Source organism: Salidesulfovibrio brasiliensis JCM 12178, assembly GCF_001311825.1.
In the GTDB taxonomy this organism is placed as follows: domain Bacteria; phylum Desulfobacterota; class Desulfovibrionia; order Desulfovibrionales; family Desulfovibrionaceae; genus Pseudodesulfovibrio; species Pseudodesulfovibrio brasiliensis.
In genome coordinates, this window is record NZ_BBCB01000074.1 from 1 (window position 1) to 16,107 (window position 16,107).

Genomic DNA, 16,107 nt, shown 5'->3' on the forward strand with positions numbered 1-16,107 from the left:
TCGGACACCGAAGTCCTGCTGGCCGCCGCCGAGGCATGGGGGGTGGAGGCGGCCCTGCGCCGGGCGCTGGGCATGTTCGCCTTCGCGCTTTGGGACGCAGAGACGGAAACGCTCCATCTGGCCCGTGACCGCTTTGGCGAAAAGCCCCTCTACTGGTCCATGCGCGACGGCCTGTTCCTCTTCGGCTCGGAGACCAAGTCGCTTGCCGCCAATCCCGACTTCCCCCGCCACGTGGACCCGGAAGCGGTCTCGCTCTTCCTGCGCTACCAGTACGTCCCGGCCCCCAAATGCATCTGGCGGGAAGCCTCCAAGCTCGAGCCCGGCACGCTCCTCAGCGTGAACCACGACGGACAGCTTCGCACAACGCGCTACTGGAACCTTGCCGACGCCGTGGAGCGCGGCCGCGAAACACCTTTTTCGGGCGACGCAGAGGCCGCCTCCCGCGAGATGGAGGCCCTGCTCACGGACGCGGTGCGGATGCAGCTCGTCTCGGACGTGCCGCTCGGCGCGCTCCTCTCGGGCGGCATCGACTCCAGCCTGATCACCGCGCTGGCCCAGAAGGCCTCAACCTCGCCAGTTCGGACCTTCACCATCGGCTACGACGATGACGCCTACGACGAAGCGCCCCACGCCCGAAAGGTCGCGGAGCACCTCGGCACGGACCACACCGAGCTCATCGTGCCGCCGCAACGCTGCCTCGACCTCATCCCCCCGGCTGGCGGACATCTGGGACGAACCGTTTGCGGACACGTCCATGCTGCCCACCGCGCTCGTCTCCGAGCTGACCCGGCAGCACGTCACGGTCTGCCTCTCCGGCGACGGCGGGGACGAATCTTTCGGCGGCTACAACCGGCACGTGTCCGCGCCCCCGCTCTGGAACCGGCTCTCGGCCCTTCCCCAAGGCCTGCGCCGCCTGACCGCCTCCGGAGTGCTCGCCATGTCCCCGCGCACGCTGGACCGCCTTTACGCGTTTTTCGAGCCGCTGCTGCCGGGAAAACGGCGCATGACCAACCCCGGCTTCAAGGCTCACAAGCTGGCCCGAGTCATGGCCGCCGAAACCCGCGAAGCCATGTACGCGTCGCTGTGCTCCACATGGATGCACCCCGAACAGCTGACCGGAACCCCTGCGCCCCCCGTCCTGCCAGACGCGCCCGACGGCCTCTCCTTCCGGCAGTGGATGCAGTACGCGGACACCCTGACCTATCTGCCGGGCGACATCCTCGCCAAAGTGGACCGCGCGGCAATGGGCGTGAGCTTGAAACGCGCGCGCCCTACCTCGACCACCGCGTGGTGGAGCTTGCATGGACCCTGCCGGAATCGCTCAACGTCTCCGGCGGCGTGGGCAAGCGGGTGCTCCGGGACATTCTGGACAGGCACGTGCCAAAAGAATTGACGGACAGGCCCAAGACCGGCTTCGGCGTGCCGTTGGCAGACTGGCTGCGCGGCCCGCTCAGAGAGTGGTCCGACGACCTGCTGCAACCCCGGCGGTTGGAGAAACAGGGCCTGCTGAACTCCATCCCCGTGGCCCGCGCCCTGAACGAGCACATGTCCGGACGCCGGGACAACGAACAACAGCTCTGGACCGTGCTCATGCTCCAGACATGGCTGGACCGCTGGACATAGCCCATGAAAATAGCACTTTTCGGCGGATACGCCCCCTCGCTCATAAACTTCCGCGGCCCGCTCATCCGGGCCATGCTCGACCGCGGCCACGACGTGGTTGCCCTTGCCCCGCCGCACTCGCCCTCGCCCGGCCCGGAGCTCGAAGCCATGGGCGCGCAGTACCGCGAGGTGCCCCTGAACCGTCGCGGCCTGAACCCGCTCAACGACCTCGCATCCCTCTTTTCCATCAAGCGAATCCTGCAGGACATCCGGCCGGACGCGCTGCTCTCCTACACCATCAAGCCCGTGGTCTACGGCTCGCTGGCCGCAAAAATGGCGGGCGTCCCGAACTCCTACTCAATGATCACCGGACTCGGATACGCCTTCGTGGAAGACCGGGGTCTGCGCCGGCGCGTGCTCTTCAACCTCGTGCGAGGACTCTACGCCGCCGGACTGCGCAGCAACCGCGCCGTGCTCTTCCAGAACCCAGACGATCTCGACTTCTTCTCCCGCCTCGGGGTCATCCCTGCCGGAGCCGAAACGGTCATCACCAACGGCTCGGGCGTGGACCTCGACCACTACGCCTTTTCCGAACCGCCGGACGGCCCGCCGGTCTTTCTGTGCCTGTCGCGGCTGATCCGCTCCAAGGGCGTGGGCCTGTTTGCAGATGCGGCCATGCGCCTCAAGAAACGACACCCTGAAGCGGTCTTCCGCATCGCCGGGGCCATGGAGGACGGCGCGGACGGCGTCACCGCCGACGAAATCCGGGACTGGAAACGCGACGGGGCCGTGGAAATCCTCGACCCCGTGGAAGACGTCCGCCCGTTGCTCGCCGGATGCACGGCCTACGTGCTGCCCACCTACTACCGCGAAGGCGTGCCGCGCTCCATTCTGGAAGCCCTGAGCACCGGACGCGCCATCATCACCACGGACGCGCCCGGCTGCCGCCTGACCGTTGCCGAGGACAACGGCCTGCTGGTCCCGCCACGAGACGCAGACGCACTGGAGTCGGCCATGGAAACGCTCATCACCGACCCGGAAAAAACCCGGCCCATGGGTCTCGCCAGCCGCAGGCTCGCCGAAGACCGCTTCGACGTGAACCGCGTCAACCAGATCATCCTCGAAACCATGGGGGCGGCATGAAACGGCTCTTCGACATCCTCGCCTCCCTGACCGCGCTGGTCCTGCTGTCGCCGGTGCTCATCGCCGTGGCCCTGCTGGTCCGCGTCAAACTCGGCAGCCCGATCCTCTTCCGCCAGACACGCCCCGGCCTGCACGGCAAGCCCTTCGACATTCTCAAATTCCGCACCATGCTCGACGCCGAAGACAAAAACGGCACCCCCCTGCCCGACGACCAGCGCCTGACCCCGTTCGGAAGCACACTCCGGGCCACCTCGCTGGACGAGTTGCCGGAACTGCTCAATGTGCTAAAAGGAGACATGAGCCTCGTTGGCCCGAGGCCGCTGCTCATGCAGTACCTGCCCCTCTACAGCAAGCGGCAGGCACGGCGGCACGAAGTCCGGCCGGGCATCACCGGCTGGGCGCAGGTCAACGGACGAAACGCCATCAGCTGGCAGGAAAAATTTGAACTCGACGTCTGGTACGTGGAAAACCGGACGCTCGCGCTGGACCTCAGGATTCTTCTCATGACCGTGGCCGGAGTCCTGAAACGCGAAGGCATTACACAGGACGGGCACGCCACGGCCGAGCCCTTTGCAGGCAACGACAACAAAGGAGAGACCCCATGAACGTGAAAAAAATCCTTCTCCCCGTGGACGGCTCCCGCCACTCGGACGCAGCCGCCGAACACGCCATGGACATGGCCCGCTCCTCCAACGCGGAAGTGATACTCCTCACCTGCCGCAAACCCGTGCCCAACGAACTCGGGGAACCCAACATCCAATGGGTCCTCAAACACTACAACGAAGACGCCGAAAGCATCCTCGACCCCTACCGCAAACAACTCTCGGCAGGCGGAATCACCTACCGCGACAGCATCGTGGGCGGCCGGCCCGGCGAAGTCATCGCAGACGTTGCCAAGGCCGAAGGCTGCGACATCATCGTCATGGGTTCCAAAGGCAAAAGCGACCTCGAAGGTCTGCTGCTCGGCAGCGTGACCCACAAGGTGCTGCACACCTCCCACTGCCCGGTGCTGGTCGTCAAGTAGTTTCGGGTATGGTGCGCCTCCGGCGGGCAGGGCGCTGCCCTGCACCCGGCAAAGGGGATAATCCCCTCTGCACTCCCTGACTTGAAGGCGTTTGACGCAAGCGAAAACCGGGCGCAACCGGACAATTCCGCCGAAGGCAAACCAAAAAGCTTTGGAATTCTTAAAACCTTTCCCGAAAGGTTTTAAGCCCCCGGAGGGCCGCCGGAGGCAAAAAAGGTCCCCTTTCGTCTCAACGAAAGGGGACCTTTTTATTCATTCCATCACCCAGCTAGGGCGTGACGACTTCGAGTCCGCCCATGTAGGGCCGCAGGGCTTCGGGGATGACGAGGGAGCCGTCGGCCTGTTGGTAGTTTTCCAGCACGGCGACGAGGGTGCGTCCCACGGCCAGGCCGGAGCCGTTGAGGGTATGTGCGTAGAGTTTCTTCTTGGAGTCTTTGGGCTGGAACTTGATGTTCGCCCGGCGTGCCTGAAAGTCTTCGCAGTTGGAGCAGGAGCTGATTTCGCGGTACTTGTCCTGTCCGGGCAGCCAGACTTCGATGTCGTAGGTCTTGGCGGCGGAGAAACCGATGTCGCCGGTGCAGAGTTCGATGACGCGGTAGGGCAGTTTCAGTTTCTTGAGGATGGTCTCGGCGCAGGCGGTCATGTTCTCCAGCGCTTGGTAGGAGTGATCGGGGTGCGCGAAGTTGACCATTTCCACTTTGTAGAACTGGTGCTGGCGGATGAGGCCCTTGGTGTCCTTGCCGTAGCTGCCCGCTTCGGAGCGGTAGCAGGGGGTGTGGGCGCAGAACAGGATGGGGAACTGGTCCTCGTCGAGCACTTCGCCGGAGTAGAGGTTGGTGAGCGGGACCTCGGCGGTGGGAATCATGTAGTATTCCCAGTTTTCGAGCTTGAAGAGGTCCTCTTCGAATTTGGGGAGCTGGCCGGTGCCGGTCATGGTGGTGCGGTTCACGATGGTGGGCACGACCATTTCGGTGTAGCCGTGCTCGGTGACGTGGGTATCCAGCATGAACTGGGCGAGGGCGCGTTCGAGTCGGGCGGCCCAGCCTTTCTGCACGCAGAAGCGGGAGCCGGTGAGCTTGGCGGCGCGTTCGAAGTCGAGTCCGTCGAGTTCGGCGCCGAGCTCCCAGTGCTCCTTGGGGGCGAAGTCGAAGGTCGGCTTTTCGCCCCAGTAGCGGACGTCGGGGTTGTCGTCTTCGGACTCGCCGAAGGGGACGTCTTCGTGGGGGATGTTGGGAACGGCCATGAGCCATTCTTTTTCCGCGGCTTCCACTTCGTTCAGTTCGCCGTCCAGCTCTTTGACGCGGGCGGAGACCACTGCCATGCGCTCCATGATTTCGGACGCGTCCTGCTTTTCGCGCTTGAGGCGGGCGATCTCGCCTCCGGCCTTGTTGCGTTCGGCCTTGAGTTCTTCGACTTCGGCGATGAGGGCCTTGCGCTTTTCGTCCATGGTCAGGAATTCCTGAACATCGAGGGTCGAGCCCCGGCGCTTGAGCGACTCCCGCACGAGTTCGGGGTTCTTCTGCATCAGCTTCAGATCAAGCATTGTATCGTCTCCAGAATGGTTTTTGGCTCCCCTGTGGATACAGCAAGTCGCGGCGGATATGAAGGGGAGATTCACGGCGGGGGCCGGTGACGGGGTTTGAGGGGGTGCAAAACGGTTTACAGGGAGAGGATAAAGGCCTATCCGTCCCGAATGCGCACCACAACGATTCTCGCGATTCTCTTTTCGGTACTCGGCGGTCTCTGCATTCTTGCCTTTCGGCTGATCGGCTCCAGTGTGGACGCTTCCGGGCTGCTGCGCGAACCGTTCGCCCTCATTCCCCTCGGCTGGCTGTTCCTGATCCTTGGCGCGGGGCTGTTTGTGTTTATCGGCTTCCGGGCCGTCCGCTCCTTCTTCCGCTCAAAGATGTCGCGCTGACATCACCCTCCCGAAAAAGGGGCTTTCGGCCCCCCTGTCAATAGACGATCTTGTGCTTTTTCATGGCCGTAGACCGTCCAATTTCTTCCTGCGCCCGAAAGCGGGGGTATACTGCCCGCGATGTTTCGGCCCCGGCCCGTCCTGCGGCGGCCGCATTCGATGCGACTCCCGCCCCGGACATGAGTGCCGGGATACCCGTCGGCCCGAAAGGATCAACCGACAACCGAAATCGGAGAATTGGAAATGTCCACGCAGATCGACAACTCGTTCATCAACCTCTACTGCGCCGATGTGCACAACGCCTATCAGCAGCAGGGCTCCAAGATGCGCAACACCGTGCGCCTCAAGACCAAGGTGCAGGGCGCCAAGTGCGTCTTCCAGAAAAGCGGCAAGGGCACTGCGGGCAAGAAGACCCGCCACGGCAACGTGCCGCTCATGAACCTCAACCACTCCACGGTCTCCTGCACGCTGGAGGACTGGTACGCCGCGGAGTACATCGACAAGCTCGACGAGCTCAAGCACAACATCGACGAGCGTCAGGTGGCAGCCAGCGCCGGGGCGTGGGCGCTCGGCCGCAAGATCGACGAGCTGGTCATCACCAAGCTCGACACCACCTCGTCCGTCATCCCCGAGGGCGGCACCGGCCTGACCAAGGGCAAGATTCTCGAAGGCTTCGGCCTCATGAACGCCAACGACGTGCCGGACGACGGCAACCGCTTCGCCGTGGTCGGCCCGCACCAGTGGAACGAACTTCTGAACATCGAGGAGTTCAAGAGCGCCGACTACGCCGGGGAAAAATTCCCGTGGCTCAAGGGCACGGAGTCCCGCACGTGGCTGGGCATCAACTGGATGTTCCACACCGGCCTGCCCGTGGAAAGCGGCGTGCGCAAGTGCTTCCTCTACCACAAGAACGCCCTCGGCCTCGCCGAAGGTCAGGAAGTGAAGGCCTACGTGGACTGGGTGCCGGAAAAGGCCGCCCACCTCGTGGACCACATGCTCTCTGCCGGAGCCTGCCTCATCGACGCCAGCGGCGTGGTGGAGCTGCAGTGCGACGACGACGCCCAGATTCTGTAACCCCCAGCCCGAAAGGAAACGAACCATGGCATACAAATCCGAAGACATGCGCCTGATGGGCGGGGTTCCCGGCCAGCAGCTCTTCCTGTTCCGCAGCACCGACGACGTTGCCGACGTGACCGCGCCCGGCTACTTCGACACCGCTGCCGAAGAATACAACCTCGAAACCGGCGACATCATCATCGCCTGCACCGGCGTGGCCGCGGCAGCCGCCGTGGACCTGCTGGTCGCCACCAACAGCTCCGGCTCCGTGACCGTCATGAACGGCTCCTAGCAGATTATCAAGAGGAGGACACGAGCGAGGCCGGGCGGGAGCAATCCCGCCCGGCCTCCATCGGTTAGGGCAGCCCCTTGGGAGGGGGGGGGTGGCTATTTTCTTGCGATCACTCGCAGGGCTTCCACGGCTCGTTGACCTTGCGGTCCGCGCTGGTCAGGGTCATGGATTCCGGCAGGATCGGCTCCATAAGCGGAACCAGCGGGGAATACAGATAGGCGACCTTCACTTCCACCACCTGACAGGGCCCGCCCGCGCTGCCCTCGATGCCGGGGCCGCTGGCGTCCATGCCCGGCCAGCTGGTGACGGTCACGGTCTTGGTTCCGTCCAGCGGGTCCAGCCGCTCCATGGCCGCATCCTCGATGAGCGTCATCCGGGTACCTTCCTCGTCGCCGATGCCCGTGGCCGCCACGCGGACGGACTCCTGCGCGGCCTTCTGCACGGTCAGCCATGAGAAGAACATGTTCCCGGACTCCATGACGCCGAGAAGGAGAAAGAGCAGCACGGGCATGAGCAGCGCGAACTCCACGAGGGTCATGCCCTGTCGGGCGTGGTTTCGTCTTGCGTGCATGTCGTCCTCCTAATTGAGCAGCCGCCAGCCGAGCTGTCGGCCGATCTTCTTGAACACGTCGTCGATGTCGTAGACGCTCGGGGCGTCGAAATAGTGGTCGTCCGTTCCGGGCTTGCTCGAGGCGACCTGCTTCATGAGCGACTTGTCCGTGTTGTCCGAGGAGCCGAAACGGATGGTGAATATCTCGATGCCCTCGTCCTTGGCCGCCTGCGCTTCCTGCAGCATGTGCTCGTTGAGCACGCCGCCGTCCTCGCAGTGGGCGTCGGTGATCTTCATTCCATAATAGGCGTTGGTCCAGTAGCTGTTCGGCTCGTAATAGGCCCGGTAGGGGCCACCGCACTGGCCGTCTTCGTTGTCGCCGTCGGTGAGCAGGATCATGATCTTGCGGAAGTCGTCCTTGCTGCCGCCCTGCGAGTAGGGGGCCTCTTCGGTGAGCATGTGGCGACCCCACTTGATGCCTTCGGGGATGATGGTTCCCGAGGCTGCGCCCGTGGCGGTCTGGCTGTTGATGGCCTGCGTGACGAGCGACTTGTCCGTGGTCAGCGCCTGTGCTTCCGGGATGCTGGAACAGGTGTCGAGGCTGATGTATCTGCGGTACTGGTAGGGCAGCTCCCAGTAGAGGTGCATGAAGTCCTCGTGGATGCCGTTGTTGATGGAGCCGTCCGCGTTGCGGCAGCCGGAAAGACCGTCGCCTGCGTCCTCGCCGATGTTGACCTTGCCGCGGAAAGGCACGAGGCCGATCTTGGTGTCGGTCTGCGCGCCATCGGGGATGATGAGATCCACCAGCTCAATGGCGGCCTGCTTGACCATGGTAATGGGCGTCCCCTTCATGCTGCCGGAGTTGTCGATGACGAACACCACTTCGAGCTTGTTGAAGCCCGCGCTGGCGGTCGCGTCCACCCGCTGGCTGGAGAGGCCCAGAAAACCCATTATCAGCAGGTCCACGTCGGCGTGGGCCTCGATGTTCACGCTGCGAATTTCAGTGCCGGGGGTCACGGCGTCAAGCTCCGCGCCCGGGTAGTTCTTTTCGAGCATACCGGCCACGGCGGCCTGAACAAGCCCCTTGTCCAGCTTGGGATCGTAGGGCAGCTCAAGGCTTCCGGCCAGCGCGGCAGAGTCCACGGCGGCCTGCAGGCGCGTGTGCGCCGTATAAATGTTGCCGAGGTCGAGGGCGAGCCCGACCATGGCCATGACCGCCGGAATGACCAGCGCCATGACCATGCTGACCGCGCCGAGTTCGGCATTCTTACGGGAGCGGCATCGTGGTGCCCGCTCTGATGACGAGCGGGTCGCCGCCGTAAAGCATCTCAAGCGCATCTCGGCCTCCGATCATGGGTTGATATTCGTAGCTGGCGAGCACGGTCACGGTGCGGGCGTCCTCATCGGACTCCACGAGCACGGACACGTCCTCGGGCGGCAGGTCCGGAACCAGCGAGCGCACAAGCGCCTCGACATTGGAGGTCCCTTCACCCTGCAGCAGGACGATGCGCGCGCCTTCCCGGCTGGCTTCCACCAGCGAGGAGTAAGCATGCATGGCGTTGCCGCCTTCCATAAGCAGAAAGAGCAGAAGCGCCACGAACGGCAGCACCAGACCCAGTTCCGCTGCGGCTATTCCCTTATTCGATGACTTGCTGCGTCGCATATCCTTCCATACCTCCGGCGGTCGCGACCCGCGTTTGCCATGGGAAAAGCAACGCTCATGCCATTCTCCAAAAAAAGTGGATTTTTTTTGTGACCACCCCCATGGAACCCCCGTATACTGTAGATAAGCAGTTTTGCGACCAAAGCAGGGCCCGCCATGCGGGAGGTTTTTGTCGTGGCGGATGGTCTATTTTTTGTGGATTATACGAAAGCTACATGATACAACGAATCAAACGGGAATGGATCAGATGGCAGAACGAGTGCTGGTAGTAGACGACGATCACGCTTTCCGGGGCATGCTTGTGGAGGCCCTCGAAGAGCGCGGATTCAGCGTGGAGGAGGCAGGCTCCGCTGAGGACGGCATCATCCGCGCCGGACGCGGCGGGCTGGACCTCGTGCTACATGATCTCAAGCTGCCCGGCATGTCCGGGCTCGAAGCGCTGCCCAAGCTCAAGGAAGTGGCCCCGGACACGGACGTGATCATCATGACCGGCTACGGCTCGCGCGACACCGGCATTCAGGCCATCAAGGAAGGGGCCTACGACTATTTCTCCAAGCCGTTCAGCATCAAGGAAATGGAAGTGGTCATCCGCAGGGCCATGGAAAAGCGCCGCATGCAGGCGGAGCTGGAATCCCTGCGAAAGAACCTCGGCGAGTCCGGCCATCTGGACAAGATCATCGGGGACAGCCCGCTCATGGACGAGGTCAAGGACCGTATCCGCCGCATCGCCGAACTCGACTGCGACGTGCTGGTCATCGGCGAGACCGGGACAGGCAAGGAGCTCGTCTCCGACACCATCCACGCCCTCAGCTCCCGCTCGTCCGGACCGTTCGTGAAGCTCAACTGCGCGGCCATCCCGGAATCCCTTCTGGAATCGGAACTCTTCGGCCACGAAAAGGGCGCGTTCACCGGCGCGACCGCGGCCCGGCCCGGCAAGTTCGAGCAGGCGGAAGGCGGCACCATCCTGCTGGACGAAATCGGCGACATGCCCCTGCATTTGCAGCCGAAACTGCTGCGCGCGGTGGAACAGAAGCAGGTGGAGCGCGTGGGCGGCACCAAGCCCATCAAGTTCAACGTGCGCATCATCGCCGCCACCAACCAGGACCTTGAAAAACAGGTGGACGAAGGGGCCTTCAGAAGCGACCTCTACTACCGGCTCAACGTGGCCTCCGTGAACATCCCGCCCCTGCGCGACCGGCGCGAGGACATCCCCCGGCTGGCGGACCATTTCATACAAAGAGCCAACGTCAAGCTCGGCACGGACATCCACGGCGTGAACAGCGACGCCATCAGCAAGATGATGGAGTTCGACTGGCCGGGTAACGTGCGCCAGTTCGCCAACGCCATTGAACGGGCCGCAATCTTCTGCAAGGACAACGTGATACGCTCCTCCGAGCTGGAGCTGGCCTTCTCGCGCTCCACGGATCAGGAGTCCGGCGGAACCGGGCCGCTTCCCGAGCAGAGCTTGCCGCTTCGTCAGGCGCTCATCGCCTTCGAACGCCGCCTGATCGAGGGCGCTCTCTCCAGAGCCCGTGGAGTGCAGACAGAAGCCGCCTCAATTCTTGGAATAAGCCCCAAGAACCTCTGGAACAAGCTACAGAAGCACAACATCGACGCAGCAAGCTACATCCGCTAATCCATTTTTTGTAGACACCCAACGCACTAAAATACCTCTTCTTCCGCAGCTCAAACGCCGAGCACAACAGCCCGCTATCCATTTTCTGTGGATAGCGGGCTGTTTGTTTTCCCTTTTGTGGAGCTTCGCCAGCGGCTCCAACGTGCCTGCTCAAAAAAAATATCCTGAATGTGCAGCAAGATGCGCACAATCTGAGAGTCTTTCCTCCTCTGTGGCACGCCCGTTGCTCAATGGAAAGCGTGTTCGATGAGGCGCGATGCGCCCCTGAAAGATCTTCACTAAAAGAGGAGAAGAAAGATGAAGACCATGATGAATCTGATCCGTAACGAAGAAGGCGCAACCGCGCTGGAGTACGGCCTGATTGCGGCGCTGATCGCTGCCGGTATCGTCACTGCCGTTTCCACTCTGGGCACCACCGTGTCCAACACATTCACCAACATTGCAAACAGCATGACCGGCGCTGCCGGCTCCTAGGCCGAATGGAGGAAAGACCATGAATACCATCATGCAGCTCATTCGGAACGAAGAAGGCGCCACCGCCCTGGAATACGGCCTGATCGCGGCTCTCATCGCAGCCGGCATCGTCACAGCGGTCTCGACACTGGGCACCACCGTGTCCAACACATTTACCAACATCGCCAACAGCATGACCGGCGCGGCCGGCAGCTAGGCGTGGAAAAGCACAAGGAGTTTATCTAATGAGGACACTGATCAGCCTTATCCGTAATGAAGAAGGCGCCACCGCCCTGGAATACGGTCTCATCGCGGCTCTCATCGCCGCCGGCATCGTCACCGCCGTTTCCACCCTGGGCACCACCGTGTCCAACACCTTCACCACCATCGCCAACAGCATGACCGGTGCTGCCGGGTCCTAGTCCGGAAGCATCTTCGGATCGGGGGCCTGCGGAGGGGAGAAACCGCAGGCCCCGGAAGCTCCGCAACACAAACCACCACATCAACGACAGGAGTCATTGACCGGATTCGGGGGAGAATCATGGACATCGTCATCACCGCCATACTGCTCTGCGCCCTTGCCGTGGCCGTTGTCACGGACATACGCAGCCAGCGCATTCCGAACCTGCTCACCTTCCCGCTCATGATCGCGGGGCTGGTCATCCACGCCGTCACCGGCGGCTGGGACGGCCTGCTCTTTTCGCTCGGCGGGTTCGGGCTGGGACTCGGCGTCATGATCGTGCCCTTCCTGCTGGGCGTCATGGGCGCGGGCGACGTCAAGCTCATGGCCGGCGTGGGCGCATGCCTCGGCGTGGAGACCGCGTTCGCCGCGTTCCTCGTCACCTGCCTTGCTGGCGGCGTGTACGCGCTCGGCATGATGCTCCGCCACATGGACCACCTCAAGGCGGTGCTCGCCAATTTCAAGCACACCCTCCTCGTTCTGCTCTCCACCCGGACAATCGACTATACTCCGGTGGCCACCGAACGCGCCCTCCCCCGGCTCTGCTACGGCGTGGCCATTGCCGCGGGAACCGTCATTTCCATGGTCCTGACCATGGCCGAGACCGGCGCACCGTTCGTTCGCTAAGGAGGCGGAACAATGTCCAGATCCACACGCGCAATCACCCAGATAGCCCTCGCTCTGGTGCTCTCTCTGGCAGCGGCCTTCATGGTCTTCCGCTGGATGGCCCAGCAGCAGCCCAAGGGCGTCAAGGAAGCGGCCCCGACCTATCACGTCATCGCCTCCGCCGAACTCAAGAAGGGCATGAAGATCGGCCCCGAAGCCATTGTCCTGCGCGGCAAGGCCGACGAAACGACCCCGCCCGACATTTTTCTTTCCACCGGCCCCGTCGTGGGCCGCGTGCTGGCAAGGGACATCGCTGAAGGCGCCCCGATCACCGCGTCCAGCCTCGAACCGCTCAATCTCGTGGTCTCCGGCGTCAGCGCCATGATCACGCCCGGCAAGCGCGCCATGGCGGTCAAGGGCAACCCGGTCATGGGCCTCTCCGGCTTCGTGCTCCCCGGCGACAGGGTGGACGTGCTCGTCTCCCTGACCAAGGGCAGCGACGAGAAGCCCGTCACCAAGTTGGTGCTCGAACGGGTCCGCGTGCTGGCCACCGGCACCGAGCTCTCCTCGCCCAAGGGCGACGGCAAGACCGCGTCTGTGGACGTCTACACGCTGGAACTTACGCCCGAGGAAGGTGAACGCCTTGCGCTGGCCGCCACCCGAGGGACCCTGCACTTCGCCCTTCGCAACGGCGACGACGATGAGACCGTGCTCACCGCCGGTTCCACCGTCGAAAGCACCCTGGCCGCCTATCGCAAGCCCGCCCCGCGCCGGAAGGTCCAGCGCAGGAACCGGGTCAGCGTGGAAGTCATCACCGGCGGCGAGCGCACCAAGATGAAGTTTTAGGAGTCGACGTGAGATACCCAATCGCCATAACCGCCCTTCTGCTGGTCCTTCTGGCCGTCCCGGCCGCGGCCCAGTCCCCGGACGAGATCATGCTCGTCAAGGGCAAGTCCGTGGTCATCGACTCCGAGGCCCCCGTGAACCGCGTCTCCATCGGCTCGCCCGACGTGGCCAACCTGCTGCTGCTCTCGCCCACGCAGGTCTACATTTCCGGCAAGGAATTCGGCGCGACAACCCTGACCATGTGGACCGCGCAGGGCCTCGTGGTCAAGGACATCAAGGTCGTGCCCGACGTCACCGGCCTGAAGCGCATGCTGCACGAGGTGCTGCCGTCCGAGACCGGCATCAGCGTGCTGGCGAGCGCGGAATCCGTGACCCTCACCGGCCACGTGAGCAACGCCTCGGCTCTCAAGGCCGCCAACGCGCTGGCCCAGAGCGTGGCACCGGACAAGGTCGTGAACCTCCTGCGCGTGGACGGCGTCATGCAGGTCATGCTTGAAGTGCGCGTGGCGGAAATGACCCGCACCGTGCTCAAGCGCATGGGCCTCAACTTCGCTTACATGGCAGGCAATTTCGCGGCCTATTCGTTCCTGAACGGCCTGACCTCGTTCAACGAGGACGGCACGCTCATCAACCTCACCGACCGCATCAACGGCGTCCTGCACAACGACCTCGCGGGCGGCAACCTGCACACCTTCCTCGACGCCCTCAAGGCCAACGGGCTGGTCAAGATTCTGGCCGAGCCGAACCTCGTCTGCGTGTCCGGCGAAACCGCCGACTTTCTCGCGGGCGGGGAAATCCCGATCCCCATCCCGCAGGCGCTGGGCATGGTCTCCATCGAGTACAAGCCATTCGGCGTGGGACTCAAGTTCACGCCCACGGTGCTCAGCTCCGGCGTCATCAACCTGAAGGTCAAGCCCGAGGTCTCCGAGCTGGACTACTCCAACGCGGTCACCTTTCAGGGCTACACCATCCCGGCCATCCAGACCCGAAAGGCATCCACCACCGTGGAACTGGCCGACGGACAGAGCTTCGTCATCGCCGGGCTTATAAGCGAATCCCTGCGCGAGAACGCCAACCGCTTCCCGGTCCTCGGCGACATCCCCGTGCTCGGCTCGCTCTTCAGCAGCAACGACTTTCGCAAGAACAACACCGAGCTGGTGCTCATCGTCACCGCGCATCTGGTCAAGCCGCTCGACGTGGCCTCGCAGTCCCTGCCCACGGACGGCTTCAAGGAGCCGGACGACTACGAATTCTACCTCCTCGGCCTGCTTGAAGGCCGCCGCAAGGAGCCGGCCGTCGCGCACAACGCGGCACGCAAGCCCGGCCCGGTGGTCCGCCCCGACAACGGCTTTGACGGCGACCTCGGTCACTCGCTGCCCAACTAGGACCCAAGGAGATTTGCCATGACACGCATCACGATCATCACCCTCTTCCTCGCGGCCGCGACACTCACCGGCTGCGGCGGCATGCAGGTCGAGCACACGGAGAGCACCATCCCCTTCGGGTCCTCGGTCAGTCACGCCGTGGAGGCGCAAAAGCTCAACCCCATGCCCGCAGGGACCGATCCCGTCACGGGCGCGGATGGAGAATATGCCCTGAAGGTGCTTGAAAACTACCAGAAGGGCCCGGAACCAAGCAGCAAGGACAGCCAGAGCCTGTTCCAAAAGACACTTGGGGAGATGTTGCAATGATGATGTTCATGGAAAACAAGATCGCCTATTGGCGCGAACTGCTGCTGATGCTGGTGATGGCCGCCGTGATCCTCACGGACGTGTTCGTTCTCGACAGCTTTCACTACGAGCCCCTCCAGCCCTCGCAACAGGTCGCAGAGGAAACCGCATCCACCAACGGAGGCATCCGATGACCGGCCGCATGAACATGACCGCCATCGTTGCGGACAACGCGCAGCGAACCCTGCTCGGGCGCGTGGCCGAGGCCCTGCCGTGGGCCTCCATGGCCGCTGACGACGCCGAGCACATGGGCGTCATCTTCTACGAACCCGGCCCGCAGGCCGCCGAGGACCTTGAGCAAATCGCTCAAGCCCTCGAATCCGGCTCGGCCACCGACGTCGTGCTCGTGGGCGCGGAGCCCGCACCCGAAGTGCTCATCGAGGCCATGCGCCGCGGCTTCCGCGAATACCTTCCCTATCCGCTGGACCCCAAGCAGGTCCGCAGCGTGCTCATGCGCATCCGAAGCCGCGTGAACACTGCCTCGGAAGGCTCGGAAAACGGCCGCATCAGCGTGGTGCTGGGCGCGCGTCCCGGCGTGGGCGGCACCACCATCGCCGTGAATCTCGCCACCATCTTTGCCAAGGCCGCGCCCGGCAAGGTCCTGCTGGCCGATCTGGCTCGGCCCGAAGGCGAAGTGCCCTTCTTCCTCGAAGTGGCCTGCGAATACACATGGGGCGACCTGCTTGAAGACGTGTCCCGTCTGGACGAGACGTATCTCTCCAGCACCGTGGCCGAAGCAGGGAATCTCGCCGTGCTCGCGGCCCCCTCCGGCGGCGGCAGCCCGACCCCCGAGGCCCTGCAGGCGCTTTTCGAGACCCTGCGCTCCTCGTATCCCCACGTCATCGTGGACGCTTCCATGGAGCCGGAAGGCCACCTCTCCCGCAGCGCCGAATTTGCCGACGACATCCTGCTCGTCACCGAGCTGACCATGCCCTCGCTGGCCGCTGCCAAGAAGGCCGTGGACGCCATCCGCCGCGCAGACCCCGACGCCTCGCGCAAGCTCAAGGTGGTGGCCTCCCGGGTGACAAAGAACGGCGGCATTGAAGCTGGCGACGCGGCCGAGGCGCTCGGCTGTCCCATCGACTGGACAGTGCCCGGCGTTTTTGCCGAAGCCATGGCCGCCGTGAA

General features: G+C 63.6%; 20 protein-coding genes and 2 pseudogenes. 18 read left to right on the top strand and 4 right to left on the bottom strand.

From position 1 onward, the window contains the following. The 5 genes and pseudogenes from JCM12178_RS20355 to JCM12178_RS13990 form a co-directional block, all read left to right on the top strand. A pseudogene (locus tag JCM12178_RS20355) lies at window positions 1–690 on the top strand (asparagine synthetase B family protein); the annotation flags it as partial. Between the two features lie 64 nt (window positions 691–754). Beyond that, window positions 755–1,623: pseudogene (locus tag JCM12178_RS20365) on the top strand (asparagine synthetase B family protein). Between the two features lie 3 nt (window positions 1,624–1,626). After that, entirely contained in the window at window positions 1,627–2,745 is a 1,119-nt protein-coding gene (locus JCM12178_RS13980) for a glycosyltransferase family 4 protein (protein ID WP_054652198.1), read from the top strand. Beyond that, window positions 2,742–3,350, top strand: coding sequence for a sugar transferase (locus JCM12178_RS13985; protein ID WP_054652200.1), 609 nt, complete (start codon window positions 2,742–2,744; stop codon window positions 3,348–3,350). Before JCM12178_RS13980 ends, JCM12178_RS13985 begins: the two co-directional genes overlap by 4 nt. Then, window positions 3,347–3,769 carry a universal stress protein gene (locus tag JCM12178_RS13990; protein WP_054652202.1) on the top strand — a complete coding sequence of 141 codons (423 nt, stop codon included), beginning with the start codon at window positions 3,347–3,349 and terminating at the stop codon, window positions 3,767–3,769. The genes JCM12178_RS13985 and JCM12178_RS13990 overlap by 4 nt, the downstream gene beginning before the upstream one ends. A gap of 268 nt (window positions 3,770–4,037) precedes the next feature. Here the strand turns inward: JCM12178_RS13990 and serS are convergent, their stop codons facing one another. Next, entirely contained in the window at window positions 4,038–5,312 is a 1,275-nt protein-coding gene (gene serS / locus JCM12178_RS13995; protein WP_054652204.1) for a serine--tRNA ligase, read from the bottom strand. Window positions 5,313–5,462: 150 nt separating this feature from the next. Between serS and JCM12178_RS14000 the strand changes: the two genes are divergently transcribed. From JCM12178_RS14000 to JCM12178_RS14010, 3 genes are all read left to right on the top strand, one after another. After that, window positions 5,463–5,687, top strand: a complete 225-nt coding sequence (locus tag JCM12178_RS14000; protein WP_054652206.1) for a DUF3955 domain-containing protein — start codon at window positions 5,463–5,465, stop codon at window positions 5,685–5,687. Window positions 5,688–5,930: 243 nt separating this feature from the next. Further along, on the top strand, window positions 5,931–6,761 hold the full coding sequence (locus JCM12178_RS14005) for a phage capsid protein (protein ID WP_054652208.1): 831 nt from the start codon (window positions 5,931–5,933) through the stop codon (window positions 6,759–6,761). Window positions 6,762–6,786: 25 nt separating this feature from the next. After that, window positions 6,787–7,035: a hypothetical protein gene (locus tag JCM12178_RS14010; protein ID WP_054652209.1), complete on the top strand. Its 249-nt coding sequence runs from the start codon at window positions 6,787–6,789 to the stop codon at window positions 7,033–7,035. Between the two features lie 109 nt (window positions 7,036–7,144). Here JCM12178_RS14010 and JCM12178_RS14015 read toward each other — a convergent pair whose 3' ends face one another. From JCM12178_RS14015 to JCM12178_RS14025, 3 genes are read right to left on the bottom strand one after another with little or no spacing between them, the layout of a single operon-like run. After that, window positions 7,145–7,606: a TadE/TadG family type IV pilus assembly protein gene (locus JCM12178_RS14015; protein ID WP_054652211.1), complete on the bottom strand. Its 462-nt coding sequence runs from the start codon at window positions 7,604–7,606 to the stop codon at window positions 7,145–7,147. Between the two features lie 9 nt (window positions 7,607–7,615). Then, a complete protein-coding gene (locus tag JCM12178_RS14020; RefSeq protein WP_245628793.1) occupies window positions 7,616–8,923 on the bottom strand; it encodes a pilus assembly protein TadG-related protein in 1,308 nt (435 codons plus the stop codon). Further along, window positions 8,853–9,248: a TadE/TadG family type IV pilus assembly protein gene (locus JCM12178_RS14025; RefSeq protein WP_054652216.1), complete on the bottom strand. Its 396-nt coding sequence runs from the start codon at window positions 9,246–9,248 to the stop codon at window positions 8,853–8,855. Before JCM12178_RS14025 ends, JCM12178_RS14020 begins: the two co-directional genes overlap by 71 nt. Window positions 9,249–9,495: 247 nt before the next feature. Between JCM12178_RS14025 and JCM12178_RS14030 the strand changes: the two genes are divergently transcribed. The 10 genes from JCM12178_RS14030 to JCM12178_RS14070 form a co-directional block, all read left to right on the top strand. Continuing rightward, window positions 9,496–10,884, top strand: coding sequence for a sigma-54-dependent transcriptional regulator (locus JCM12178_RS14030; protein ID WP_054652233.1), 1,389 nt, complete (start codon window positions 9,496–9,498; stop codon window positions 10,882–10,884). A gap of 297 nt (window positions 10,885–11,181) precedes the next feature. Then, window positions 11,182–11,358, top strand: coding sequence for a Flp family type IVb pilin (locus tag JCM12178_RS14035; RefSeq protein ID WP_054652218.1), 177 nt, complete (start codon window positions 11,182–11,184; stop codon window positions 11,356–11,358). A gap of 19 nt (window positions 11,359–11,377) precedes the next feature. After that, window positions 11,378–11,554 (top strand): Flp family type IVb pilin, encoded by a 177-nt coding sequence (locus JCM12178_RS14040; RefSeq protein WP_054652220.1) that lies wholly within the window; start codon window positions 11,378–11,380, stop codon window positions 11,552–11,554. A 28-nt stretch (window positions 11,555–11,582) separates the two neighbouring features. After that, the gene (locus tag JCM12178_RS14045) at window positions 11,583–11,759 is read left to right on the top strand and encodes a Flp family type IVb pilin (RefSeq protein WP_054652222.1); all 177 of its coding nucleotides are present in this window, start codon (window positions 11,583–11,585) and stop codon (window positions 11,757–11,759) included. A gap of 119 nt (window positions 11,760–11,878) precedes the next feature. Further along, complete coding sequence (locus tag JCM12178_RS14050; protein ID WP_054652224.1) at window positions 11,879–12,424, top strand: A24 family peptidase; 546 nt, start codon at window positions 11,879–11,881, stop codon at window positions 12,422–12,424. 12 nt (window positions 12,425–12,436) lie between these two features. Then, entirely contained in the window at window positions 12,437–13,249 is an 813-nt protein-coding gene (gene cpaB, locus JCM12178_RS14055; protein ID WP_054652225.1) for a Flp pilus assembly protein CpaB, read from the top strand. Between the two features lie 8 nt (window positions 13,250–13,257). Further along, window positions 13,258–14,634, top strand: a complete 1,377-nt coding sequence (locus JCM12178_RS14060) for a type II and III secretion system protein family protein (RefSeq protein WP_054652227.1) — start codon at window positions 13,258–13,260, stop codon at window positions 14,632–14,634. 18 nt (window positions 14,635–14,652) lie between these two features. Further along, window positions 14,653–14,940 (top strand): hypothetical protein, encoded by a 288-nt coding sequence (locus JCM12178_RS14065; protein WP_054652229.1) that lies wholly within the window; start codon window positions 14,653–14,655, stop codon window positions 14,938–14,940. Continuing rightward, window positions 14,937–15,113: a hypothetical protein gene (locus tag JCM12178_RS18430; RefSeq protein ID WP_157054933.1), complete on the top strand. Its 177-nt coding sequence runs from the start codon at window positions 14,937–14,939 to the stop codon at window positions 15,111–15,113. The genes JCM12178_RS14065 and JCM12178_RS18430 overlap by 4 nt, the downstream gene beginning before the upstream one ends. Further along, window positions 15,110–16,107: CpaE/TadZ family protein (locus JCM12178_RS14070; RefSeq protein WP_054652231.1), on the top strand; the 998-nt coding region annotated here is incomplete at its 3' end. The genes JCM12178_RS18430 and JCM12178_RS14070, both read left to right, overlap by 4 nt.